Origin of the sequence: Advenella sp. FME57 (assembly GCF_014897675.1) — a bacterium.
GTDB lineage: Bacteria > Pseudomonadota > Gammaproteobacteria > Burkholderiales > Burkholderiaceae_B > Advenella.
The window spans coordinates 607,784-631,775 of record NZ_JABUXU010000001.1; the positions used below are offsets into that span (position 1 = coordinate 607,784).

Genomic DNA, 23,992 nt, shown 5'->3' on the forward strand with positions numbered 1-23,992 from the left:
TTGCGCAGACATGCGCGCCATGCGTTCAGGCTGCCGATGCAGCCAGACGGCGGCATCAAATCCGGCTGCGGGGCGGGCACAACCCCCACCGCTATCTGCCGGATATCCGACGTCTTATGCTGCAGTCTGCTGCAATAGCTGTCGCAGGCGTTTAAGATCGACCCACGCCAGCGGTTTGGCGGCCTGATTGGCCATCAGATGATTCGGATGAAAGGTGACCAAGACCGGAATCGCCCTGCCCTGTACGGTGATCTGCAGGTCATGCATTTGACGCAGTTCGCCTACCGATTCAGTAGTGCCAAGCACAGACTGGGCAGCATTGCCGAACAACAGGACACATGATGGCTGCACCATGGCGATTTGCTGTTGCAGATAATCGGCGCAGGCCGCAATCTCATGCGGCTCGGCTGGCCGGCTCACCATTGGCCGGCACTTGACCACATCAGTAATAAACGTCGCTTCACGGGAGATGCCGATCGCGGCGAGCATATTGTCCAGCAACTGGCCCGCCTGTCCACTGAGGGGTTCACCGCTGATTTCATCCTGCGCGCCTGGCGCCTGGTCAATAATCATCAAGCGCGCTGTCGCGGTGCCGGTGCCTGGTACCGGCTGACGGGCATGCTCCGACAGACCGCAACGCGTGCACTGCCGGATAGTCGCAGCCAATACCGGCCACTCGATCCGGGCATCTGCCGGCGCCAATGGATCCACCGAACGACTACCTTGGGGCTCAGGAACAGCGGTCCCGGACGCGCTGTCAGCACCACCGGTAAACTCGCTCATTGCCCCACGGGCGCCGTCTTCTTTCACACGACGCGTATCGGCGGCGGCACGCCCTGCCGGCCGACGTTGCCGCTGCATTTGTTCGCGCAGCTTTGCCAATGCCTGGCGTGCAGGCGAAGCATCGTTCTGGACTGCCGATGCTGCACCCGGCACCGTTTCTTGTGCGGCTGCCAATGGCGTGCCTGGCTCTCTTGTGGTCGCTGAGACTGGCGCCGCAGGCCGCTGATCCGAATACGTCTGGGCAGGTTCTGCTGTCGATGCAGCGCCTGCCGCCGGGGTGTGTTTGGTATGTGCTACAGCGTGGGGTTCGGCCACTGCGGATACGGTCAGCGCACGCCCCCATAGACGATCAATCCCGCTCTCCTGCAACCAAAGCAACTGGAGAGGGTTGACCGTGACATTGGCCGGATGCGCCACGGGCTGGGCGCCGGCAGAAACTGAAGAAGATTCCATAGCCATCAGGATACCACGGCTTTCTGCAGGACCCAGGCATCTTCGCTATGACCTCGCCCGTCCGGATAGTAGCCCTTGCGCACGCCGATCTGCTCATAACCCCAGCGGTGATAGAATGCGATCGCCCCCGCATTGGACGGACGCACTTCCAGTACCTGGCTCTCCAGCTGTTGCAACAGCAGGCGCTCTTCACTCCAGGCAAGCAAACCGGCGCCAATCCCCTTGCTCTGCCAGTCGGGCGCAACGCCAATGAGCAGCAGATGCGCCACGTCGGGCGCCATCAATTGCAAGGAAAACCCCACTATCTCGTCACCATGGCACACCACCCAGGCCTCGTAACCCGCTTTTAGCGCATCAAAAAAGTTACCCTCGGTCCAGGGATGAGACTGTACACGGCGTTCGATTTCCACGACCGCATCAATATCCTGCTGCGTCATGCGCCGGATCGTATGCGCCTGCTGCAATGCCCTGATCACCCGACTGCGCGCTTGGCTTTCGGGCGATACTGCCGCTTCGCCGCCTGGCGTGATCTGCTCAGCCGATAGCGGAACAGCACGCGGATTACCCCCTTGACCCTGCCCCCTTTCCTTGATAGTAAATGCAACTTTGTCGCGCACATACAGCGGCGCCGCCTGATCGGCCGCGATAAATCGACCTGCGAGCCAGGCGCGCAGACCAATACGGGCCATGATCGCAGCACGCGGTTCAGCATCCGGTATCAGCTTGATGCCGGTCAAATGGGCCAGTCCTGAACATACATGTACGCCAGAGCCAACCAATATAACAGGAGGCTGTCCGTCCATGTCGCGCTCGCGCTCTGCCAGCGGCCCATTCACGACCGGCGCGGCTTCATTTGTACCGCCAGCAACACTGACCCCACTTAACCAGAGCGGAACCTGTTCTGCAGCAATCAGGCACGGCGCTTGCACCTGAACAAGTTCGCCATCGCCGGTTTCCCTGAAACAGGCCAGAAAGACCTCTTGCATACGGGCATCCAGCAGGCTGACAATCATCGTTGAAGGCGCGACCGGCCTTACGGCCTCGGCAACGGCTAGCAGCGATGATACCGGAAACACCGGGATGTCCAGCCCCAAACCCAGGCCTTGCGCCATGCCTGCTGCAATACGCAGGCCGGTAAACCCGCCAGGTCCCTGTCCGAAAACGATGCCGCTGATATCTATCCGGTCAAGCCCTGCCGAATTGAGCAGGTGATCAAGCATCGGCAATAATTGTTCGGCATGGCCGTTAGCCTGATTGCTGACCTGCTCGGTGGTCTGAGACTGACCGCCCTCGAACCGCAGCAGTGCCGCTGACGAACAGGTGGCCGAGCTTTCCAGGGAGATCAGATTGACATTCATAAACTGCGCTTATTCAAAAAAAGGTGTTAACAGCCGCGAACCCCAAGGCCAGCGGCCGATTGCCCCGCGAACGAGCGGCGATGGGTGACCAACGTTCGGGCAAATGATCCCGCAATTATAAACAGGAAGCCGGTTTTGCCCGGGACGATTTGCGCTAAAATGAACAGTAGTACCTATTTGCACGTTCCGCCCGTTTTTTGTTATAAGCACAAAACCATCGGCATAACGTTTTTGCTTGCATTTTGCAGCGAAATGTGTCTATTTGTATCGCACCATCAACACAAATCCGGAGAAATATTTTTAGTGTAACTGATGGTGAAAATTCAGCCATGTGCGACAGCAGAAACTGTAACATGTGCTCAAATAGCCCTGTCACTTCTCTCGGAAGCTCTTAACCAATTAGTATGAATACACCACAAACTGCCTCGTCAACACCTCCACGCAAAATTCTGGTAGTCGATGATGACCCACGCCTTCGCGACCTGCTGCGCCGTTATCTGACTGAACAGGGATTCAATGTGTTCGTAGCCGAAGACGGGAAGGAAATGACCAAGCTCTGGCAGCGCGAACATTTCGACCTGCTGGTATTGGATCTGATGCTGCCAGGGGAAGATGGTCTGTCCATCTGTCGCCGGCTTCGCGGCGCCAATGATAATACCCCTATCATCATGCTGACTGCCAAGGCCGAAGAAATCGACCGTATTCTAGGCCTGGAGATGGGTGCCGACGATTATCTGTCCAAACCGTTCAATCCTCGTGAACTGCTCGCGCGGGTTAATGCCATTTTGCGCCGCCGCGGTTCCGAAGAACACCCCGGCGCACCCAGCCAGGAAAACGAATCGATTGCTTTCGGGCCCTACACCCTGAATCTGTCCACGCGCACGCTGTCCCGCGGCGAAGAAGTTGTTGCCATCACCACGGGTGAATTCTCGGTGCTCAAAGTATTTGCCCGCCACCCCAAGGTGCCGCTGTCACGCGACAAACTGATGGAGCTGGCCCGTGGCCGCGAATATGAAGCTTTCGATCGTAGTCTTGACGTCCAGATTTCCCGCCTGCGCAAGCTGATAGAGCCGAATCCGGCCAAACCGGTGTTTATTCAAACCGTTTGGGGATTGGGTTACGTCTTCGTTCCGGACGGCGGTAACTAAAAGACGGCGCCGCCATGGCCGCTGCTCCGGTTCAGTTTCCTCAACTGCAGAATTTCGCATCAAAAATCCGGCTGAGCTTGTTCAGCCGGTCTTTTTTCCTGCTGGCAGCATTGCTGGCCGTCAGTCTGACGTGCTGGCTGATCGTATTTTTCAACATGCAGGAAGAGCCGCGCGCCGCGCAAATGGCCGAGCGCGGTATTACGGCACTCAAAATCACCCGCAAGTCGCTTGCCTACGTCCCGCCCAATGATCGCAATGCACTGGTTATCGATCTGGCCACCACCGGGGATATCCAGGTCTTTCCCCGACAATTGGACGATGTATTGCAGCCGTTGCCAGATACCACGTTCTGGCGCATTTTCGCAGATAAGATCCAGCGCTCCGATACCCAGACGGAGACCAAGATCGCGTCCAGCATGAATGGCGAGCCAGGCATCTGGATCAGTTTCAATGTAGGCGACGAACTGTACTGGCTGCTGCTCAAATCTTCCACAGATAATCTGCCGCAAATGCGCGAATGGATCGGCTGGGGCGTGATCGCCCTGCTGCTAGCGCTGATCGGCGCTGCGATCAGCGTCCGGTTTGTCAATACGCCATTATCACGGTTGGCCAAGGCCGCCCAGCAGGTAGCGCGGGGCGAAAACCCAGCCCCCTTGCCGGACGACCAGGGACCACTGGAGATCCGTGAGCTCAATAATGCCTTTAACCGCATGGCGCGCGATATTCGCCAGACCGAAGCCGACCGGGAATTGATGCTGGCCGGCATTTCTCATGATCTGCGCACTCCTCTGGCGCGCATGCGCCTGGAGATCGAACTGAGCAATGTCAGTGATGAAACCCGCAGCGCCATCGATGAAGACCTTGGACAGATTGATCACAGTATCGGCCAGTTGATGGAGTATGCCCGTCCGGCCGGGGTGCTCCCGGACAAAGCCGTCAATGTATCTTCCATTTTGCGAGACATCACCGACAGGGAAAAAGCGCATACGGAATCGCTGGGTGGCACGCTGCACACTATGATCCAGCCGAATCTGTACGCCCGGATCGGGGAACTCAATCTGAAGCGAATTGTCAGTAATCTGATTGAAAACAGTCGCCGCTACGGTCGCTCCGTCGCTGACGGCCAATCACACATCCTGGTGCGGACCCGCGAGAAAGGTGGCATGATCGAAATCGATGTCTGCGACAATGGAGCGGGCATCAATGCAAAGGATACCGAGAGGCTGCTGCGTCCCTTTTCCCGGGGCGAAGCCGCACGCACTGGCGTATCGGGCGCCGGCCTGGGCCTGTCTATTGTCGAACGACTGCTGCAGCACGTGGGTGGCACCTTGAAACTGCTGCCGAACCAGCCAACCGGACTGATCGGACACATAGAAATCCCTAAAGCTCGAGATAGAAATTATCAATTAGACAGCTAGTATTGATAGTGTAAAATAACATTAAAACTTATATTGGGAAGTGGGCGTCGGCCATCGTGGCAAACCGCTCGCTCCCTTGCCATGCCTTGCGGCGCGGCCAATAAGCAGGCCCGGTACCACCGGGCGGTTGTTCAACTTCTTATGAGGAACAGTTATGAAAACAGTTGGTGAAAAGCTCGAATCGTTCAAAGTCGTCGGTGTCAAACCTGGTTTCAACAACCATGAAGAAAACGGCGTTTCTGCATTCGAAGACATCACAGAATCTTCTTTCCCCGGAAAATGGAAAGTGATCTACTTCTATCCAAAAGATTTCACATTCGTGTGTCCTACCGAGATCGTTGGCTTTAACAACCTGGCCAAAGACTTCGAAGACCGTGACGCTGTACTGATGGGCGGCTCTGTCGACAACGAATTCTGCAAACTGGCATGGCGCCGTGAGCACCCTGATCTGAACAAATTGGGTCACTACTCATTTGCCGACTCTACCGGTTCGCTGATCGATCAGCTGGGTGTGCGTGAACGCAATGAGGGCGTTGCCCTGCGCGCCACATTCATTGTTGACCCGGACAACGTCATCCAGCACGTTTCAGTCAATAACCTGAACGTGGGACGCAATCCAGAAGAAGTTCTGCGAATTCTGGACGGCTTGCAAACAGATGAACTGTGCCCATGCAACCGCGTTGCCGGTGGCGATACACTGTAATTTGCATCAAACCCGGTTCGCCGGGTTTTTCCTCCTCTTTTTAATAGGAAAAAACTATGCAATTTTTAACTACGATAAAAAATGAAATTCCCGATTGGGCCAAAGATATCCGCCTGAATCTGGATGGCACCATTGCCCGCTCCTCCCTGAAACCGGCCGATGCGGTTGGTGTGGCCCTGGCAGCCGCCTATGCTGCGAAGAATCCGTTTCTGATCGAACAGTTCAAGTCTGGTTTGTCGCCAGAAGATGTCAATGGTGTTCTGACCGCTGCGGCCCTGATGGGAATGAACAACATCTGGTATCCCTATGTCGAAATGACTGACGACAGTCAACTCAAAACCCTGCCACCGCTATTGCGCATGAATGCCTATTCCTCGCATGGGGGCATTGAGCATGAACGCTTTGAACTGTTTGCCCTGGCGGCCTCGATTGTCGGCAAATGCCACTTTTGCGTTAAATCGCATTTTGACAATCTGAAAAAAGCGGGCTTCACGATTGAGCAGTTGCGCGATGCCGGACGTATCGCCGCTGTAGTCAACGCCGCCGCGCTGGCCCTGACAGCCGAAGGCAAATAAATCAGTCTGCCTCTCAAATAATGTCATACCGTGACCCTATGTCGCGGCATTTTTTTGTTTGGTGAGCACGCCTCAGCCAGCGCTTCGTGCGTGCTGCCGTCCGCTGGGCATCTTATTGTCTGGCCAGCAGGGCGATAGCCGTGGCCGCAATGCCCTCTTTGCGCCCTAGATACCCCAAGTGCTCGTTCGTTTTACCCTTGACATTCACACAGGCGGGGTCCAGCGCCAGATCAGCGGCAATATTGCTTACCATGGCCGGCGCATAGGGCATGATTTTCGGCGCCTGGGCATGAATGGTGGCGTCCACGTTCACGACCTGCCAGCCGGCTTCGCAGACACGACGGTACGCCTCGCGCAGCAATACTCGGCTGTCACTGCCTTTGAATGCCGGATCGGTATCAGGGAACAAACGGCCGATATCGCCCAGCGCTGCCGCACCCAGGATAGCATCGGTAATCGCATGCAACAGCGCATCGGCGTCCGAGTGTCCCAGCAGACCATGGGTGTGGGCAATGGTAACGCCCCCCAATATCAGGGGCCGCCCCTCCTGTAACGCATGGACATCAAACCCCTGCCCAACCCGCAAGCCAATTGTCATACAGCACTCTCCATATCATTGCGTCAACATCATTTCTTTAACTTCATTTGGCATCCATGCCGCGTAGCAGATCAACCGTTCAACCGTACTTTATCCTGTCGCCTGCCCCGACGCCGCTCCAGCGAATGCCAACCACCGTTGCACCATGGCAAAATCTGCAGGCCAGGTCACTTTCATATTTTCTGCCGAACCACGCACCAGCAGGGGATGGATGCCCGCCGCTTCCATGGCCGAGGCTTCGTCGGTAATATCCAGCCCTTGGTCGATCGCAGCATTCAGCGCGTCCAGCAGGGCACGTGCAGGAAAAAGCTGCGGCGTCTGCGCCAGCCACAAGCCTTCACGCGGAATGGTCTGCGCCACACACACCTGCTGTTGTTCATCCACGGTTGCGCGTTTGACGGTATCGGGCACAGGCACTGCCAGCAACCCGCCCTTGTTTTGACTCAGGCAGGTATCAATCAATGCCGTGAGCGTATCGGCCCGTAACCCCGGCCTTGCCGCATCGTGCACCAGCGCCCAGCCATCGCGATCGTCACCATCCAGAACAGCCTGCAGCGTGCTGCTTACGGTGTGCGCCCGCGTAGCGCCGGCAGTGCGATGAACGTAGACATTGCTGCCCAGGTTCAGTGTATCAATCCAGGTGTCCTCAGCCGTGACCCCGATATGGACAGTAGCAACCCGGGCGTCTGCGCGCAGGGCATCGGCGGCCAGTTGCAACATCGCCACGCCGTTGATCGTGCAATACTGCTTGGGGATCTGCCGGCCGGCAGTCAGGGCCCGACTGCCCACGCCGCCTGCGGGAATAATCGCAAAGATGTTGTCAGTCATAGAGGTCGCCGCCATTGAAGCGGCAATTGCATCATTCAAGAGATCAGATAATATCACGCCGCCCCGCTGCCAAGCCAAATTGCAGCGGGCGATGCGGTGGCTCGCGCAGCGCCGGTCAGCTTCTGTCAGCGCAGGCCGGGGCAAGCAGCAGCAGGCCATTGCCCCGCCCGCCGCGAACTGCAGTCCTGGCGGGCGGCGACACCCCGGTATCTGATAAAATGAGCAGATTCGATTCCCTGCTTCCGCCTCTGTGTCAAACACTGCCCTCACCCCGCTCCTTTCCACGCTTAAACCCGGTCAACGCTATAGCTACCCACGCCCGCCGGGTTCGGGTGACGCCTGGCTGTCGGCCGAACTTGCCCGGGCCGCCGGCAGGCCGCTTGTGCTGCTCTGCGCCGATCCCCTGCAGGCACAAAGGCTGCATGACGAAATTGTGCTGTTTGACCCAAAGCTGCGGGTACGCCAGTTTCCAGACTGGGAGACACTACCCTACGATGGCTTTTCGCCACACCAGGATCTGATTTCAGAAAGGCTTAAAACGCTGTCGGCCCTCATGCAAGGCAAAGTCGACGTTCTGGCGGTGCCGGTCACAACAGCCCTGTATCGCCTGGCGCCCACTGCATTTTTGGCAGCCTATTCCTTTTCATTCAAAAAGGGTGACAAACTCGACGAATCCGCCCTGCGTGACCAGTTGATGCTGGCCAATTATGCACACGTCTCGCAGGTAGCCGCTCCCGGAGAATTCTGTATCCGGGGTGGGCTGATCGATTTGTTTCCCATGGGTTCAGTGCTGCCCTACCGCATTGACCTGTTTGACGACGAAATCGAATCCATTCGCAGTTTTGACATGGACACGCAGCGCAGCCTGTACCCGGTCAATGAAGTGGAACTGCTGCCCGGCCGCGAGTTTCCCATGGACGAAACCGCCCGCAATCATTTTCGCTCGCGCTTTCGCGACCTGTTCGAAGGCGATCCGTCCCGCGCCATGCCCTACAAAGACATGGGCAACGGCATTGCCTTTGCCGGTATCGAGTATTATCTACCGCTGTTCTTTGACGATACTGCAACGCTGTTTGACTATCTGCGCCCCGAAACCATCACGGTCACCGTCGGCACGATCGAAGAGGCCATCCGGCAATTTCACGACGACACGCAAAGTCGCTACCGGTTCCTCAAAAGCGATCGCGAACGGCCCGTGCTGGCGCCCGAGCTCCTGTTTTTGTCTGAAGAACAGTTTTTCGTCCATCTGAAATCCTTCGCCCGACTGCACCTGGACGAAAGTTCCCCCAATGCACAATTTGCGCCGGCCCCCGATATTGCCGTGCTCAGACGCAGCGATGATCCTTTTGCACGCCTGCGCGCCTGGCTCAAGAGCGGCCAACAGCGGTTGCTGCTCTGTGCCGATTCAGCCGGCCGCCGTGAAACGCTGTTGCAACTGCTGCGCGAACAACAGCTGGAGCCCAGTGCAGCCTTTGACAACGTCCAGGATTTTGTCGCCTCCGATATTGATTTTGGCATTGCCATTGCGCCGCTGAACACCGGTTTTATCATTCGCGACCGACAGCTGTGCCTGGTCACCGAAAACGACCTGTATCCCGGTTCCGCATCGGTCGCCCAGCGCCGTCGCAAGAAACAGGAACGCAGCAGCAACGTTGACGCCATGGTGCGCGACCTGTCCGAGTTGCGGGAGGGCGATCCGGTCGTTCATATGCAATACGGTATCGGGCGCTACCATGGCCTGGTCACGATGGATCTGGGCGAAGGCGATATCGAACTATTGCATCTGCAATACTCAGGCAATAGCACGCTATACGTTCCGGTCTCGCAACTGCACGTGATCTCCCGCTATAGTGGCGCCGATCCTGAGCATGCGCCGCTGCATCAATTAGGATCCGGCCAATGGGACCGGGCCCGCAAGAAGGCTGCCAAGCAAATCCGCGATGCAGCCGCCGAGCTGCTGGCCCTGTATGCACTGCGCGCAGCGCGTGAAGGCTTTTCTTTCAAGCTGCCCTTTTCCGACTACCAGACCTTTGTCGAAGGCTTTGGATTTGAGGAAACTGTCGACCAGCAGGCCGCCATTGATGCTGTCATTGGCGACATGACCTCCGGCAAACCGATGGATCGCCTGGTATGCGGCGATGTGGGTTTCGGCAAGACCGAAGTCGCCCTGCGCGCGGCCTTTCTGTGCGTCGCCAATGGCAAGCAGGTCGCACTGCTGTGCCCCACCACGCTGCTGGCCGAGCAACATGCTCAGACCTTCGCCGACCGGTTTGCCGACTGGCCGGTGCGCGTGGCAGAACTGTCGCGCTTTCGCAGCACCAAGGAAGTTAAGGCGTCGCTGGACGGGCTGCAGGACGGTACGGTTGACATTGTCATCGGCACGCATAAACTGCTGGGCAAGGAAGTCAAATTCAAGCGGCTGGGGCTGGTCATCATTGACGAAGAACATCGCTTCGGCGTGCGACAGAAAGAGGCGCTCAAGGCGTTGCGCGCCGAAGTGGACATTCTCACGCTGACCGCAACGCCGATTCCGCGCACACTGGGCATGTCCCTTGAAGGCATACGTGACTTTTCCGTAATTGCCACTGCGCCGCAAAAGCGCCTGGCCATCAAAACGTTCGTACGCCGCGAAGACAATGGCACCATCCGTGAAGCCGCCCTGCGTGAACTGAAACGCGGCGGCCAGGTTTACTTCCTGCACAACGAAGTGGAAACCATTCAGAACCGCCGTGCGCGCCTGGAAGAGCTCCTGCCCGAAGCGCGCATTGCCGTGGCCCATGGCCAGATGCCCGAACGTGAACTCGAAGAAATCATGAAGGGCTTTTATCAGCAGCGCTTTAATATTCTGCTGTGCACCACCATTATTGAAACGGGTATTGATGTCCCCAGCGCCAATACCATCATTATTCATCGAGCAGATCGGCTGGGCCTGGCGCAGCTGCATCAGCTGCGCGGGCGCGTCGGCCGCTCGCACCATCAGGCCTATGCCTATATGCTCACGCCGGGCGAAGACGCCATCACCAGCAATGCCAAAAAGCGGCTGGAGGCCATTCAGTCCCTGGAAGAACTGGGTTCGGGCTTCTTTCTGTCCATGCACGATCTGGAAATCCGGGGCACGGGCGAAGTATTGGGCGACTCGCAATCGGGCAATATCAACGAAATCGGCTTTACGATGTACAGCGATCTGCTTAACGAAGCCGTGCGTGCGCTCAAGGCCGGCGAAGAGCCGGATCTGGAGACCCCGTTCAATTCCGTCTGCGAAGTCAAACTGCATACGTCTGCCCTGCTGCCGGCCGATTACTGTACCGACATCCATGCCCGCCTGTCCCTGTATAAGCAGCTGGCCCACGCCAAGACCGAAGATGACTTGCTGGCCATCCAGGAAGAGCTCACCGACCGCTTTGGAAAAATGCCAGACCCGGCGCGCATGTTGATCGCAACGCACCGTCTGCGCATCCTGGCTGAAGCGCTGGGCATCATCAAGGTCGATATCAGCGATGAACAGGCGCTGCTTGTCTTTGGCCCCAAGACCTGCGCCGACCCACTTAAAATGATTGAGCTGGTGCAAAAACAAAAGCACATCCGTTTTTCGGGGGCCGATAAATTACGTATTGAACTGAACAATATGCCCGACATCAGTCGCCGCATCGATACCATTCGCCTGCTGCTCAAGACGCTGGCGGCCTGACTCTTTTTTATCCGGATTTTCCTTAACATGCATCTCGTACTCCAAGCCCCCGGCATTCGCCATGATCTGATCGAACAGGCCGCTGCGCTGGCCAGCGCCAACCGCATTACACCACTGAATGCCTGCGCCATGCGCCTGGAAGACGTTGATGAAACGGCATTGCCCCAGTTGCAGGAGTGGGCCAAAACCCGCCATGTCGATCTGGCCGCACTGCAGACCATCCGCCCCCTGGATGAGATAAAAGTGTTGGCCATGGATATGGACTCGACCCTGATCAATATTGAATGCATTGACGAAATTGCCGACATGGTAGGCAAAAAAGCAGAGGTATCGGCCATCACAGAGGCAGCCATGCGCGGCGAAATCAAGGACTTCAGTGAAAGCCTGCGCCGGCGCGTTGCCCTTCTTAAGGGCGTAGCCGAAGCTGATCTGCAGCGCGTTTACGATGAACGCCTGCAACTGAATACGGGCGCCGAAAAACTGATTCGCACCATGCAGGCGGCCGGTGTCCACGTCATGGTCGTCTCTGGCGGTTTTACCTTCTTTACGGAAAAACTGCAAGCCCGCCTGGGCCTCGCTAGTGCCCACGCCAACGTTCTGCAAGTGGAAAATGGCAAATTAACCGGACAGGTCGTGGGCGATATCGTCGACGGTGACCGCAAGGCCGCATACCTCAAGTCACTGGCGGCGTCGCTCAATGCCACGCCGGCCCAGTGCATTGCCATGGGCGATGGCTCAAACGATCTGAACATGTTGTCCCATGCTGCCTATTCTGTGGCCTATCGCGCCAAACCTGTATTGCAGGAAGCAGCCGCATTTCAGATCAATTACGCGGGTCTGGATGCCGTGCTGAACTGGTTTGACAGCAAGGACGCTGTGCAGGCAGCACAACGCCGCTGATATGGGGTCGTTGGTATCGAGGTACTGATATTGAGGTTGATATCATGTCGCTGACATGAGGGCGTTGAGATCACGTCGCAGATATCACCTCACTGCCGGCCGGGCATCGATCGGAGCGCGGACGGGGGCCTGGTCGGAATCGGGCGCGCCTGCGCCGCGTTGCTTGCGTTACTTACACTGTTAGCGTCATTGGCGCTGTTGGCGTTGTTGGCGTTGTTGGCGTTGTTGGCGTTGTTAGCGCCACCAAGGCTAATCGCTTTGGCAACACGCTGATCAACCCTCGCTGCACGCCATACAGCCGCCAGGCACGCGCCTTTTGGCCACCGGCACCGCTGCGTGTAGTACACCATGCACGCTTTAATCGGCCGGCACTTGCCCGGTGAATGCAGCAAATTGCGCAGCGAACGCCCGCTTGAAAGCAGGTCGCGCCTCGCCTCGCGCCACATAGGCGGACAGGTTCGGGTATTCGGCCAACAGGGTCGATTCCTTCAAAATGCGCAGCACCGTTATCACCAGCAGGTCACTGACACTGAACTGGTCTTCAATCCAATCAGCCTGTCCAAGCCGGCGACTGAATTGTTCCAGCCGGGCCCGCACCCGCTCCTGCAGAATATGCTGGCGTTGCTCATACCAGCTTTGGTCGGACTCCAGGACAGTGGCCATGGTCCATTCCCAGATCGGTGGTTCGATGGAGTTGAGCGCGGCAAACATCCAGGCAATACCACGCGCCCGAGCATTGGGATCTTCCGGCAGCAGTTGCGCATGCTGCTGGGCAATATGCAGCACGATTGCGCCTGACTCAAACAGAACCAGGTCGCCTTCTTCATAACTGGGTATCTGTCCGAAAGGATGCTGCGCATAATACCCGGGCTCTTTCAAGTCTGCAAACGACAGGTAACGTACAGAATAAGGTTGCCCGGCTTCTTCAAGCGCCCAGCGCACACGCATATCACGCGCCAGCCCCCTGCCGCCATCGGGAGAGTGCGCAAAGGCAGTGATGGTGGGAGTCATTGCACTACGGCGGCAAGGCGGCGCCTGCGCCCTGGCCTTGCGTATTGGACGACGATAGCGTGTGCCACGATCATTGCTCCTCCCGGTTCAATAGTACACTTCAGTTTGTGCTTCAGCCGCACCCCGCCTGCACGGCTGCATTTCAGTTTGAACTTCAGCGTGTCACGATGCGAAACAGATTAACAATCGATCCGTAGCGCGTCAAGACCATGACTTCAGCCACTCTTGCTGCGCGCTTGCCCATTGCCGCCCTGGCCGTTTCACCGACGCAGGCGAGCACAGCCGCGACAGTCTGCAGTCTGACAAAGCAACGCTGACCCGGCAGCCAGCACCGCAAAAGGCGACATATACAGGCCAACCTGACCGAAACCACAACCTATGCCTAAACCAACCACGCAAACCGACCAGCGCCAATGTGCAATATGCACTGTATGCGCTTGAGTCCAGATCAGTTAAAATCATTGAAATCAACGGTGAAGCGCTGCCAGAACGACCCCATTAACCAATACCGGGCCACAGGGGCAGCAGTCCATCTGTCCGGCCGCAGGTCAGCGCAAGGACTGTTAAATACCCGACACACAAGCCCTTTGTCGCCAACGCCGTCAAGCCGTGGCCAACGCACTCCCGCTGAGAGGGAACCGGATCCATGAAAGTCAAACGTATTGTCGCCAATATCCAAAGTCCCAATGTCGCTGCCGCCAAAGCGTTTTATCAGGACGTCCTGGGCCTGGACCTGCTGATGGACCATGGCTGGTTGGCCACTTACGGTTCGGGCCAGACCATGCAAACACAACTGAGTATCGCCAGTGAAGGCGGATCAGGGGCCCCGGTACCCGATCTATCCATTGAAGTTGACGATCTGGATGAGGCCCTGCAACGTTGCGAGGCGGCAGCCATTACACCCGAATACGGGCCGGTGACCGAGCCCTGGGGGGTGCGCCGCTTTTACGTGCGCGATCCCTTTGACCGCCTGGTCAATATTCTTGTTCATCTCTGAATGACGCAAGCAGGTATAAAATAACCCTGAAATAACCTTGCCCATGACGGGATCGCATACTGCCCGACAGACGACAACCCAATGCCAGGGACACATCATGCAGTTGAATCAGGCCATTGTTGAGCATCTCAAACGCTTCTCACCCTTTCAGAACATGCAGGGGCACGTACTGGAAGCACTGGCGTGCCGACTGACCATCAATTACTTCGCCAAGGGCGAGACCATTATCCCGGCCAACGCGCCACCACCTGAAACCTTCTATATCGTCAAACAGGGTATTGTCCAGACCGAACAGCTGGCCAGTTCAGCCCGTCAGTATCGCAATACGTTCGAATTGCACGAAGGCGAATGCTTCCCCCTGGGCGCGATCCTGGCCAGTCGATCCCCTGGCAGTCAGTTTGTCGCGGCGACCGATACCTTTGTCTATGAACTGAGCCTTGCAGGCTTTGCCCAACTGCGCGCAGAATCGCCCGTTTTCCGGGATTATTGCGAACAGCGCACCGCCCTGCTTCTTGAATACTCCAAACAGATTATCCAGGCGCAATACAGCCGCAGCAGCGCTGAACACCCGGCGCTGACCATGCCCCTGCAGCAACTGATCCGAAGAGAACCTGTGACCTGTTCGTCCAGCCTGCCTCTGCACGACGTCTTGCAACACATGAAGGAACAGCAGGTGGGTTCCATCATCGCGGTAGACGACAATAAGCAGGCCGTCGGCATTTTCACGTTGCAGGACCTGCTTACCCGGGTGGCGCTGCCGCAGGCCGATCTGGATGCACCCTTTGCCAGCTATATGACGGCTGCGCCTGTTTCGCTGCCGCCGGACGCACCTGCCTCCGAAGCCGCGCTCATCATGGCCAAGCGCGGATTCAGGCATATCGTGGTTGCCGATGCCGACACTGGCAGGCTACGCGGGATGGTATCGGAAAAGGACCTGTTCTCGCTGCAGCGAATCAGCCTGCGGCAAATCAATCTGCGCCTGCAGGCAGCCCAATCGGTTCAAGATGTAGCCGCCTGCTGCGAAGATATCCGCAAGCTGGGCGACAATATGATGGCTCAGGGTATCGCCGTAGAGCAGATTACGCAGATTATTTCGGCCTTGAACGATCTGACGCTAAGCCAGCTTTCCCGCTTGATGCGCGAACGGCACCCGCAGGTGCAGACCCTGGATTATTGCTGGCTGTCGCTGGGCTCCGAAGGTCGCATGGAGCAGATGCTCTATACCGATCAGGACAACGGCATTCTCTTTAGCGCCAACGATGCGCAGCAAGCCCAAGCGGCGCGTCCTATCCTGCTGGCGTTTGCAAAAGAGGTCAATCAGGCGCTGGATACCTGCGGCTTTCCCTTGTGCAAAGGCAATATCATGGCGTCGAACCCGCAATGGTGCCTGAGCACCGAAGAATGGCGAGCCCGCTTCAGCGCCTGGATCAGCAGCCCCGATCCTCAGGCAATCATGCATTCGACCATCTTCTTTGATTTTCGTGCGCTTGATGGCAATGAGCAACTGGCCACGTCACTGCGCCAATGGTTGAATCAGACGCTAACACAACACCCGCTGTTCCTGCGCTTTCTGACCCAGACTGCGCTGTCACGCAAACCACCACTGGGTCTGTTCCGTGATTTCGTGACCAGCCAGGATAACACCGTGGATCTGAAGACTCAGGCGGCTGTGCTCTTTGTTGACGCCGCACGCATACTGGCGCTGCAGACGGGCAGCAGCCACACCAATACGGTGCTGCGCCTCAAAGAAGCAGGACCGAAAACCGGACTGCGACAGGAACAGGCCGACGCCTACGCCGAAGCATTCCTGTACATCCAGTTATTACGAATGCAATTACATCATCAGGCAGCCGCAAAAAATCAGCCCTACACCAACCAGATCGATCCTGGCACGCTGAATGCCCTGGATAATCGGATCCTGCGTGAAGCCTTCCGGCTGGCCAAGTCCCTGCAAAGCATGCTGGCGGTCAAATATGCACTATAAGACGCTGCCACAGCCATCAGGGACGTACCGATTAGCCGTCAAGAGGCAACAGACATGAGTTTGCGGGGTTTTTTCCATTCGCGCAATTCACATCCACGTCCTGCCTCGCTGCAAGCGCGCTTCGAGGCGTGGTGCGCGCTGCCGCAACCCGTTGGTGCCCAGGCGGTTCACGACAGCAGAATCGTTGTGCTGGACGTGGAAACCAGTGGCCTGAATCTAAAAAAAGATACCTTGATCGCGATTGGCGCGGTTGCCATCGAGCGCGGGCGCATCATGCTGGACGATGCCTTCGATATTGTTCTGCGGCAAGAGCAGATCAGCAGCAAAAGCAATATTCTGATCCATGGCATTGCCGGTGGCAAACAACGCAACGGCATTGAGCCGGCCGAGGCCCTCATGCAGTTTCTTGAATACATCGGCTCCGATCCCCTGTTGGCCTTCCACGTCGCCTTTGACCAGACCATGCTCGAAAAAAGCCTGAAAATGTGGCTACAAACCGATCTTAAAAAAAGACAATGGATAGACCTGGCCTATCTGGCCCCTGCCCTGTTGCGCGAGCAAGCCTTGAATCACAGAACGCTGGACGACTGGATGCGCCTGTTCCAGATACACAACCATCGGCGTCACAACGCAGTGGCCGATGCATTGGCTACCGCCGAGCTGTTTCTGTGCATCAACAAGAAATGCGAGCAACAGGGCTGGCGCACGCTCAACACCCTGGGCGCCGCAGAACGGCAGTACCGACAAATACTCGGGCAGTAGACAGGCGAAGGACCGCTTGATCGCCGCTTACGCTTCCGTGCATTGCTATGCAGTGCGGTGTAGTACGGTGGAATAAAGTGTGGCAGTATAGCGGTGTGGCGCTGTGATGCACCGCAGGGCGACGTCACAGAAAACATACAAGCAACGCCAAATGCCTACACGTAGATATAGGCATCGCATCGCCAGGGACATAAACGCAGGCCTATACATCGCATTGCCGGTATCCATAAAAAAATCCCGGCCAGTGCGCGCACTGCCAGGATCCGGTCTGCTAGCCAGCTTGCCTTCAGGCCGTTTTATGTCGCCCGGGATGCTTCATCAGATGGCGCCAGACAAAGCCCGGGTAAGCCAGCACCACGTACAGACACGCCGCAATGGCGTAGAACTCCCAGTTTTTTACTGAAGGGTTCGCGTAGTTGGCCTCGATGGCAAAGCCGATGGCGCCCACAACAAAATAGCCAACCAGTACTTCCAGCAGGCGCGTACTGACATGCTTGACCGGCACGTGTGGCGTGACCACGGTGCCGGGCACATAGAGCGACAGACCCAGCAGTAGCACACCGGCAAGCATATAGGGCAGATTTCCAGCCTGTGTGCCAAGCAGCCAGCAACCGGCGCCAAGCGCCGCATAAGATAGCAAAGCTCGCAGCGGATAGAACCAGAATGGCTTTTGCCCCTCACCCGCTTGCGACCATAGCGTAAAGACAAAGGCTCTTTCGGTCAGAAACGGTGCGATGGCAAACACAAAAGCCAGCGCTATGAAAATCCAGATCGACTCAGCAGGATACATAAAGGATCAGTCCGTCAGAATTTAAGTGAAGCGTCAATGACCTGCACGCACAGGGTCATCAGGCCGCCCGGCAAGATACCCAGCACAATGATCAGCAGACCATTGACGGACATCACGCCGCTGCGGAATGACCAGGCCGTATCAGGCGCCGGTACGCCTTGCACCGGTTCGTCAAAGTACACCACTTTGACAACGCGAAGATAATAGAACGCACCGATCAGCGAGCACAGGACTGCATAGATCGCCAACCACACATGTCCGGCGGACACCACTGCCTGCAAGACGACCAGCTTAGCGTGAAAGCCTACCAGTGGCGGAATACCTGCCAGCGAGAACATCAGCAACAACATGCCGAAGGCCATGAGCGGACTGCGCTGATTCAGGCCCTTGAGATCGTCGATGTTTTCGCATTCAAAACCCTGACGGCTCATCAACAGCACCAAACCGAAACTGGCCAGAGTGGTCAGCACATAAGTCACGATATAAAAGAGCGACGAAGCATAGGCACCACTCATGACCGTGCCGTTGGCGGCAACGCCCGAGAGCAGTCCCAGCAGCACAAAGCCGACGTGCGATATGGTGGAATAAGCCAGCATCCGCTTGAAGTTGGTCTGCATGATCGCCGTCAAATTACCAATGGCCAGCGACAGTACCGCCAGAATGATCAGCATGGGCTGCCAGCTTAAGGCAACACCATTGAGCCCCTCGATCAGCAGACGCAGCGTGATGGCCAGCGCGGCCAGCTTCGGTGCGGCGCCGATAGTCAGCGTAATAGCTGTGGGCGCCCCTTGATATACGTCGGGAATCCACATATGAAATGGCACGGCACCCAGTTTGAATGCCAGACCGGCAACGATAAAGACCGTACCCAGAACCAGGGTCATTTCACCCGCCTGTCCACTGCGGATGACCTGCATTACCCCGGCCAGATCCACGTGACCGGTCGCACCGTACACCATTGAAATACCGTAAAGCATGAAGCCTGAAGCCAATGCACCCAGCACAAAGTACTTCATGGCCGACTCAGTGGCAACCAATGAATCACGGCGCAGCGCAACCATCGTGTACAGAGCCAGAGACATCAGCTCCAGACCCAGATAAATAGTCAGCATGCTGCTGGCGGAAATCATCACCATCTGCCCCAACAGCGCGCAAAGCGTCAGCGGATACAGCTCTCCCGACTTGGACATGTCACGATCCACCACATACTGGCGGCTGTAGATCAGCGTGACCAGCACCGCCAGATATGACGCAATCTTCAGAAAGTGCGCCAGCGGATCGGCAACATACATGCCATAAAAGGTCGTGCCGCCAATACCGCTATTCCACTGCATCAGCGACACCACTGTCAGAATGATCAGCGCACACAGAGAGAAAACATAGGTGGTTTTGCGACTGACTTCATGACTGAGTGCATCGTAAACCAGAATGCCCATGGCCATAATCGCCAGAATGATTTCAGGCGCCGCAAGTGCAAAATTAAATTGATTTTCCATGATGACTCAGTCTTACAATTTAGAAACGGCGACGTGATCCAGCAATTGCTGGACGGACACGTGCATCACATCGGTAAACAGTTTCGGATAGATACCCATTACCAGCACGAAGATCGCCAGGATCGCCAGCAGTGCATATTCGCGGCAATTGACGTCTTTCATCTGCTTTACTGCTTCATTGGTAATATCGCCATAGGCAACGCGCTTGACCATCCACAACGAGTACGATGCACCCAGGATAAGTGCGGTTGCCGTCAACAGGCCGATCCAGAAGTTATGCTCGACTGCGCCCAGAATTACATAGAACTCACCAACGAATCCGCTGGTCGCAGGCAGACCGCTATTGGCCATCGAAAACAACACAAAGAATGTCACAAACTTGGGCATTGTGTTGATCACACCACCGTAGTCAGCAATGCGACGCGTATGCAGGCGATCATACAGTATGCCGATACACAGGAACATGGCGCCCGAAACAAAACCGTGCGAAATCATCTGAATAATCGCGCCTTCCATCCCTGCCGTATTGAACAGGAAAAAGCCCAGTGTGACAAAACCCATGTGGGCGACCGATGAATACGCCACCAGTTTTTTCATGTCGTCCTGAACGATCGCCACCAAGCCGATATAGATCACAGCAACCAGTGACAGCGCAATCATCAGGCCGGCCATGCTGTGCGATGCGTCCGGAGCAATGGGCAGAGAAAAACGCAAGAAGCCGTATGCGCCCAGCTTGAGCATAATCGCGGCCAGCACGATAGAACCACCGGTAGGCGCTTCCACGTGGGCATCCGGCAGCCAGGTATGCACCGGCCACATGGGCACCTTGACGGCAAAGGCTGCCAGCAATGCAAAGAAGATCAGCATTTGCGGTGTGTAGCCCAGCTTGGCCTGCTGCCAGACCAGAATGTCGAATGACCCGGTCTGCGTATACAGATAAATGAAAGCGACCAGCGTCAGCAATGAGCCAAGCAGCGTATACAGAAAGAACTTGAACGCTGCATAAACACGGTTCGGGCCGCCCCAAACGCCGATGATAATATACATCGGAATCAGTGTGGCTTCGAAGAATATATAGAACAACAGGCCGTCCAGCGCAGCAAACACCCCTACCATCAGGCCAGACAGAATCAGGAACGCGGCCATGTACTGGGCAACACGCTTGGTAATCACTTCCCAGCCAGCCAGTACGACAATCACGGTGATAAAGGACGTGAGCAGCACAAGCCACATTGAAATACCGTCCACGCCCAGATGATAGGTCGCAGAGAAGGCATCGATCCAGGGCGTTTTTTCGACAAACTGCATTTGCGCCGTCGAGCCGTCAAAACCGAAATACACCGGCAAGGTGACCAGAAAGCTGATCACGGAGCCAAAAAGTGCCAGCTTGCGTGTGAAATCGGCGCGTTCATCGCTGCCCATGATCAGAACCAGAATACCGGCAACGATCGGCACAAAAATTGCCAGGGACAGCCAGGGTAAGGTAGAAGTCATTTCGCCCATCTTAAAGTACCAGCACAAATATTGAAATGAAGGCAATTACGCCAACGATCATGGCAAATGCATAATGGTAAATATAACCAGACTGCAGATGACGGCTAAGGGCAGCCACCAGCCCGACCAGACGCGTACTGCCCGAGACCAGTCCGCCATCGATCACACCCTTGTCGCCGACGTTCCAGAACAACGTGCCCAGACCGCGGGCACCACGCGCAAAGATGTTTTCGTTGACCCAGTCTACATAGTATTTGTTTTCCAGGATCCGGTTGATGCCCGACAGCGAGCGATACACGCGTGCGGGCAGCGCCGGATTGACCAGATAGCAGTACCACGCAACTACCAGTCCGGCGATCATCAGCCAGAACGGCACCGTGACGAAAGCATGCAGGCCATATGCGACCCAGCCGTGGAATTCATGCGCCAGTTCCTGCATGGCCGGATGCACTTCGGAAACCGCAATTACGCCCTTGAAGAAATCGCCGAACAGCAGCGGATCAATCACCCAGGCGCCAATCACAATGGACGGGATCGCCAGCAATACCAGAGGCAGTGTCACAACCCATGGAGACTCGTGTGGCGTGCCGCCGTGGTGGTGGTCATCATGGCCTTGTGTATCATCTGCGGCATGATGTGCATGACCATCTGTATTGAATCGCGGCTTGCCGTGAAACACCAGGAAGTACACGCGGAAAGAGTACAGTGACGTTACGAATACGCCAATCAGCGTTGCCCAGTAGGCAAATCCGCTACCCCATACCGTTGCTGCACCGGCAGCCTCGATGATATGTTCTTTGGAGTAGAAACCGGCAAAAAATGGCGTACCGACCAATGACAAGGTACCGATCAGGAAGGTGATCCAGGTAATCGGCATGTACTTGCGCAAGCCACCCATATTACGGATGTCCTGATCATGGTGCATGCCGATAATCACGGAACCGGCGCCAAGGAACAGCAGCGCCTTGAAGAAAGCGTGTGTCATCAGATGGAAAATGGCAATCGGATAAGCCGATGCACCCAGCGCCACCGTCATATAACCCAGCTGAGACAGGGTCGAATAGGCAACCACACGTTTGATGTCGTTCTGGATGATCCCCAGAATACCCAGGAACAGCGCACCGATACTGCCGATCACAATCACAAATGAAAGCGCTGTGGGAGATAATTCGAACAGGGGCGAGAAACGCGCGACCATGAAGATACCAGCAGTCACCATCGTTGCCGCGTGAATCAGGGCAGAGATGGGTGTCGGGCCTTCCATGGAGTCGGGCAGCCAGGCATGCAGCGGCACCTGGGCCGATTTACCCATGGCACCGATAAACAGGCAGATACATGCAACGGTGATCAGATGCCAGTCGGTACCCGGAAATGCGGTAGCTGCCAGTTTGTCAGACTGGGCAAAAACATCGGTGTAGTTCAGTGAGCCGGTATAGGCAAACAGCAGCGCAATGCCCAACACAAAGCCGAAATCGCCCACGCGGTTGATCAGGAACGCCTTCATGTTGGCGAAAATCGCCGTAGGCCGCGTGTACCAGAAACCAATCAGCAGATAAGAGACCAGACCCACCGCTTCCCAGCCAAAGAACAGCTGCAGCATGTTGTTGGCCATCACCAGCATCAGCATGGAGAAGGTGAACAGCGAAATATACGAGAAGAAGCGCTGATAGCCCGGATCATCGGACATATAGCCGATGGTATAGATGTGAACCATCAGCGATACGGAAGTGACCACGACCATCATGAGCGCAGTCAGCGCATCAACCAGGAAGCCCACCTCTGCGACGCGGGTACCAATCAGGCTCCACGTATAGACCGTATCGTTATAGTAAGCGCCATTAAAGCCGACCTGATACAACACGTAGGCCGAACCAAAGAACGACACAGCCACCAGGACGATCGTGATCATGTGGGAGGCGCGGCGGCTGACCGAGCGACCGACAAAGCCGGTCCCGAAAAAACCGGTAAGGATGGCGCCCAGCAAGGGAGCCAGCGCAATGACCAGAAGCAGTGAAGATGATAAGGAGTTGTTCATTCCGGATCCTTACCCTTTCAAACGACCGATGTCGTCCACATTGATTGAATTGATTTTACGGAACAGCATCACAAGAATCGCCAGACCGATAGCCGCCTCGGCAGCAGCCACCGTAAGGATGAAAAACACGAATACCTGTCCTGCTGTATCGGGCATGCCATCGGCACCCGGCATCCAGCTGGAGAAAGCAACGAAATTGATATTGACGGCCAGCAACATAAGCTCGATCGACATCAATAGACTGATCAGATTGCGACGGTTCAGAAAAATACCAAAGACGCCCATGGCAAACATAATTGCGCCAAGGATTAAATAATGAGCGAGTGATATGGTCATTTGCCTTCCCCTGCTGGTTTCACATCCTGTGCTTCTGTTGTCGGCACTTCACTCTGCGATGGAATATTGACCATTTTCAGGCGATCGGACGCCTTTACGCGCAACTGCTGATCGGAAGTCACGTACTTGCGATTACGGCGCTCGCGCAAGGTAAGTGCAATCGCGGCGATCATGCCCACCAGCAGCGTCATTGCACCAATCTGGATCGCGTAGGAATACTGGGAATACAAGGCGATACCCAATTGGCGGGTGTTGTCGTAATCAGCCGGCATGGAGATGGACGGACCGGAACCCAGATACATATTGCCCAGTACAAAGGCAATTTCCAGGACCATGACGCCACCGACAACAAGTCCCAGCGGCAGATAGGTTTTGAAGCCGGAACGCAAATTGGCTGGCGTAATGTCGATCATCATGACGACAAACAGGAACAGCACCATCACGGCGCCAACATAAACCAGAACCAGCAGCAGTGCCAGAAATTCTGCGCCCAGCAGCATCCAAAGCATGGACGCAGTAAAAAACGTCAAAATCAGGTGCAGCACCGCCGTTACCGGGCTGGTCGCAGTAATGACCCGCGCACCTGCAATGATCAGGATAACGGCCAGAATATAAAAGAGAACAGTTGTAAACAT

The 23,992-nt window shown here is 56.3% G+C and carries 20 protein-coding genes; 9 read left to right on the forward strand and 11 right to left on the reverse strand.

The window, feature by feature from the left end; all coding sequences use genetic code 11:
• Positions 1–114 precede the first annotated feature (114 nt).
• On the reverse strand, positions 115–1,236 hold the full coding sequence (locus INT32_RS02740; protein ID WP_193087171.1) for a uracil-DNA glycosylase: 1,122 nt from the start codon (positions 1,234–1,236) through the stop codon (positions 115–117).
• A gap of 5 nt (positions 1,237–1,241) precedes the next feature.
• The gene (gene tsaB / locus INT32_RS02745) at positions 1,242–2,594 is read right to left on the reverse strand and encodes a tRNA (adenosine(37)-N6)-threonylcarbamoyltransferase complex dimerization subunit type 1 TsaB (RefSeq protein ID WP_193087172.1); all 1,353 of its coding nucleotides are present in this window, start codon (positions 2,592–2,594) and stop codon (positions 1,242–1,244) included.
• Positions 2,595–2,998: 404 nt separating this feature from the next.
• Between tsaB and ompR the strand changes: the two genes are divergently transcribed.
• From ompR to INT32_RS02765, 4 genes are all read left to right on the forward strand, one after another.
• Positions 2,999–3,742 carry a two-component system response regulator OmpR gene (ompR, locus tag INT32_RS02750; RefSeq protein WP_025373153.1) on the forward strand — a complete coding sequence of 248 codons (744 nt, stop codon included), beginning with the start codon at positions 2,999–3,001 and terminating at the stop codon, positions 3,740–3,742.
• 14 nt (positions 3,743–3,756) lie between these two features.
• A complete protein-coding gene (locus INT32_RS02755) occupies positions 3,757–5,160 on the forward strand; it encodes a sensor histidine kinase (RefSeq protein ID WP_193087173.1) in 1,404 nt (467 codons plus the stop codon).
• A 154-nt stretch (positions 5,161–5,314) separates the two neighbouring features.
• Positions 5,315–5,863: a peroxiredoxin gene (locus INT32_RS02760; protein WP_128394526.1), complete on the forward strand. Its 549-nt coding sequence runs from the start codon at positions 5,315–5,317 to the stop codon at positions 5,861–5,863.
• Positions 5,864–5,919: 56 nt separating this feature from the next.
• Complete coding sequence (locus INT32_RS02765; protein ID WP_128394527.1) at positions 5,920–6,438, forward strand: carboxymuconolactone decarboxylase family protein; 519 nt, start codon at positions 5,920–5,922, stop codon at positions 6,436–6,438.
• A gap of 112 nt (positions 6,439–6,550) precedes the next feature.
• Here the strand turns inward: INT32_RS02765 and ispF are convergent, their stop codons facing one another.
• Positions 6,551–7,036 carry a 2-C-methyl-D-erythritol 2,4-cyclodiphosphate synthase gene (ispF, locus tag INT32_RS02770; protein ID WP_193087174.1) on the reverse strand — a complete coding sequence of 162 codons (486 nt, stop codon included), beginning with the start codon at positions 7,034–7,036 and terminating at the stop codon, positions 6,551–6,553.
• Between the two features lie 90 nt (positions 7,037–7,126).
• A complete protein-coding gene (locus INT32_RS02775) occupies positions 7,127–7,864 on the reverse strand; it encodes a 2-C-methyl-D-erythritol 4-phosphate cytidylyltransferase (RefSeq protein ID WP_193087175.1) in 738 nt (245 codons plus the stop codon).
• 250 nt (positions 7,865–8,114) lie between these two features.
• Here INT32_RS02775 and mfd point away from each other — a divergent pair, with 250 nt between their 5' ends.
• Positions 8,115–11,552 carry a transcription-repair coupling factor gene (gene mfd / locus INT32_RS02780; RefSeq protein WP_370540153.1) on the forward strand — a complete coding sequence of 1,146 codons (3,438 nt, stop codon included), beginning with the start codon at positions 8,115–8,117 and terminating at the stop codon, positions 11,550–11,552.
• Between the two features lie 27 nt (positions 11,553–11,579).
• Positions 11,580–12,452, forward strand: a complete 873-nt coding sequence (gene serB, locus INT32_RS02785; RefSeq protein ID WP_193087176.1) for a phosphoserine phosphatase SerB — start codon at positions 11,580–11,582, stop codon at positions 12,450–12,452.
• Between the two features lie 357 nt (positions 12,453–12,809).
• Here the strand turns inward: serB and INT32_RS02790 are convergent, their stop codons facing one another.
• Positions 12,810–13,463, reverse strand: a complete 654-nt coding sequence (locus tag INT32_RS02790; RefSeq protein ID WP_193087177.1) for a glutathione S-transferase family protein — start codon at positions 13,461–13,463, stop codon at positions 12,810–12,812.
• A gap of 646 nt (positions 13,464–14,109) precedes the next feature.
• On the opposite strand from INT32_RS02790, the gene INT32_RS02795 reads away from it, so the two are divergent.
• From INT32_RS02795 to INT32_RS02805, 3 genes are all read left to right on the forward strand, one after another.
• Positions 14,110–14,460: a VOC family protein gene (locus INT32_RS02795; protein WP_193087178.1), complete on the forward strand. Its 351-nt coding sequence runs from the start codon at positions 14,110–14,112 to the stop codon at positions 14,458–14,460.
• A gap of 97 nt (positions 14,461–14,557) precedes the next feature.
• Positions 14,558–16,444, forward strand: a complete 1,887-nt coding sequence (locus INT32_RS02800; protein ID WP_193087179.1) for a DUF294 nucleotidyltransferase-like domain-containing protein — start codon at positions 14,558–14,560, stop codon at positions 16,442–16,444.
• 54 nt (positions 16,445–16,498) lie between these two features.
• The gene (locus tag INT32_RS02805; protein WP_193087180.1) at positions 16,499–17,206 is read left to right on the forward strand and encodes a 3'-5' exonuclease; all 708 of its coding nucleotides are present in this window, start codon (positions 16,499–16,501) and stop codon (positions 17,204–17,206) included.
• Positions 17,207–17,492: 286 nt separating this feature from the next.
• Here INT32_RS02805 and INT32_RS22065 read toward each other — a convergent pair whose 3' ends face one another.
• From INT32_RS22065 to INT32_RS02835, 6 genes are read right to left on the reverse strand one after another with little or no spacing between them, the layout of a single operon-like run.
• Positions 17,493–17,996 carry a DUF2818 family protein gene (locus INT32_RS22065; protein ID WP_226816389.1) on the reverse strand — a complete coding sequence of 168 codons (504 nt, stop codon included), beginning with the start codon at positions 17,994–17,996 and terminating at the stop codon, positions 17,493–17,495.
• Between the two features lie 14 nt (positions 17,997–18,010).
• A complete protein-coding gene (gene nuoN / locus INT32_RS02815; protein WP_193087260.1) occupies positions 18,011–19,495 on the reverse strand; it encodes an NADH-quinone oxidoreductase subunit NuoN in 1,485 nt (494 codons plus the stop codon).
• Between the two features lie 9 nt (positions 19,496–19,504).
• Complete coding sequence (locus INT32_RS02820; protein WP_193087181.1) at positions 19,505–20,986, reverse strand: NADH-quinone oxidoreductase subunit M; 1,482 nt, start codon at positions 20,984–20,986, stop codon at positions 19,505–19,507.
• A 10-nt stretch (positions 20,987–20,996) separates the two neighbouring features.
• Positions 20,997–23,021, reverse strand: a complete 2,025-nt coding sequence (nuoL, locus tag INT32_RS02825) for an NADH-quinone oxidoreductase subunit L (RefSeq protein WP_193087182.1) — start codon at positions 23,019–23,021, stop codon at positions 20,997–20,999.
• A 9-nt stretch (positions 23,022–23,030) separates the two neighbouring features.
• Positions 23,031–23,357, reverse strand: a complete 327-nt coding sequence (gene nuoK / locus INT32_RS02830) for an NADH-quinone oxidoreductase subunit NuoK (RefSeq protein WP_014750301.1) — start codon at positions 23,355–23,357, stop codon at positions 23,031–23,033.
• Positions 23,354–23,992 (reverse strand): NADH-quinone oxidoreductase subunit J, encoded by a 639-nt coding sequence (locus tag INT32_RS02835; protein WP_193087183.1) that lies wholly within the window; start codon positions 23,990–23,992, stop codon positions 23,354–23,356. The genes nuoK and INT32_RS02835 overlap by 4 nt, the downstream gene beginning before the upstream one ends.

Bases quoted from the DNA above. Each gene is read 5' to 3' on its own strand.
- INT32_RS02740 (WP_193087171.1), bottom strand. From the start codon at position 1,236: ATGGAATCTTCTTCAGTTTCTGCCGGCGCCCAGCCCGTGGCGCATCCG.
- tsaB (WP_193087172.1), bottom strand. From the start codon at position 2,594: ATGAATGTCAATCTGATCTCCCTGGAAAGCTCGGCCACCTGTTCGTCA.
- ompR (WP_025373153.1), top strand. From the start codon at position 2,999: ATGAATACACCACAAACTGCCTCGTCAACACCTCCACGCAAAATTCTG.
- INT32_RS02755 (WP_193087173.1), top strand. From the start codon at position 3,757: ATGGCCGCTGCTCCGGTTCAGTTTCCTCAACTGCAGAATTTCGCATCA.
- INT32_RS02760 (WP_128394526.1), top strand. From the start codon at position 5,315: ATGAAAACAGTTGGTGAAAAGCTCGAATCGTTCAAAGTCGTCGGTGTC.
- INT32_RS02765 (WP_128394527.1), top strand. From the start codon at position 5,920: ATGCAATTTTTAACTACGATAAAAAATGAAATTCCCGATTGGGCCAAA.
- ispF (WP_193087174.1), bottom strand. From the start codon at position 7,036: ATGACAATTGGCTTGCGGGTTGGGCAGGGGTTTGATGTCCATGCGTTA.
- INT32_RS02775 (WP_193087175.1), bottom strand. From the start codon at position 7,864: ATGACTGACAACATCTTTGCGATTATTCCCGCAGGCGGCGTGGGCAGT.
- serB (WP_193087176.1), top strand. From the start codon at position 11,580: ATGCATCTCGTACTCCAAGCCCCCGGCATTCGCCATGATCTGATCGAA.
- INT32_RS02790 (WP_193087177.1), bottom strand. From the start codon at position 13,463: ATGACTCCCACCATCACTGCCTTTGCGCACTCTCCCGATGGCGGCAGG.
- INT32_RS02795 (WP_193087178.1), top strand. From the start codon at position 14,110: ATGAAAGTCAAACGTATTGTCGCCAATATCCAAAGTCCCAATGTCGCT.
- INT32_RS02800 (WP_193087179.1), top strand. From the start codon at position 14,558: ATGCAGTTGAATCAGGCCATTGTTGAGCATCTCAAACGCTTCTCACCC.
- INT32_RS02805 (WP_193087180.1), top strand. From the start codon at position 16,499: ATGAGTTTGCGGGGTTTTTTCCATTCGCGCAATTCACATCCACGTCCT.
- INT32_RS22065 (WP_226816389.1), bottom strand. From the start codon at position 17,996: ATGTATCCTGCTGAGTCGATCTGGATTTTCATAGCGCTGGCTTTTGTG.
- INT32_RS02820 (WP_193087181.1), bottom strand. From the start codon at position 20,986: ATGACTTCTACCTTACCCTGGCTGTCCCTGGCAATTTTTGTGCCGATC.
- nuoL (WP_193087182.1), bottom strand. From the start codon at position 23,021: ATGAACAACTCCTTATCATCTTCACTGCTTCTGGTCATTGCGCTGGCT.
- nuoK (WP_014750301.1), bottom strand. From the start codon at position 23,357: ATGACCATATCACTCGCTCATTATTTAATCCTTGGCGCAATTATGTTT.
- INT32_RS02835 (WP_193087183.1), bottom strand. From the start codon at position 23,992: ATGTTTACAACTGTTCTCTTTTATATTCTGGCCGTTATCCTGATCATT.